This is a genomic window from Opacimonas viscosa (assembly GCF_024199005.1).
Taxonomy (GTDB): domain Bacteria; phylum Pseudomonadota; class Gammaproteobacteria; order Enterobacterales; family Alteromonadaceae; genus Opacimonas; species Opacimonas viscosa.
Genome location: NZ_JANATA010000131.1, coordinates 1 through 272, shown reverse-complemented (window position 1 = coordinate 272; position 272 = coordinate 1). Strand labels below are relative to the sequence as shown.

Here is a 272-nt window from a genome sequence, read left to right as displayed (position 1 = left end):
GTTTTAGCATATTTTCTAAATGTATCGTCGACAACGGCATTTCCCGAGGGACCAGTATAAGCTGCCCACGCTCTTTGAGCACTACGTCTGCACTGCGTTCTATCAGATTATCACAGGCACCTATCGAAATTGCCGACAAGGTGCCAGTGGAGCAGGGGCATACGACCATTTGTTTCGGCGCGGCAGACCCTGAGGCAACCGGGGCAAACCATTCCTCTTTGCCGCAAACGCGTATCTGGCCCGGTTTTGCATTATATCGGTTGGTGAAAAAC

At 51.1% G+C, this 272-nt stretch carries 1 protein-coding gene; it reads right to left on the bottom strand.

Going from position 1 to position 272, the window contains the following annotated elements; translation table 11 throughout:
* A partial coding sequence (locus NLF92_RS12995; protein ID WP_284700441.1) for a flavoprotein occupies nt 1-272 on the bottom strand: 272 nt, incomplete at both ends.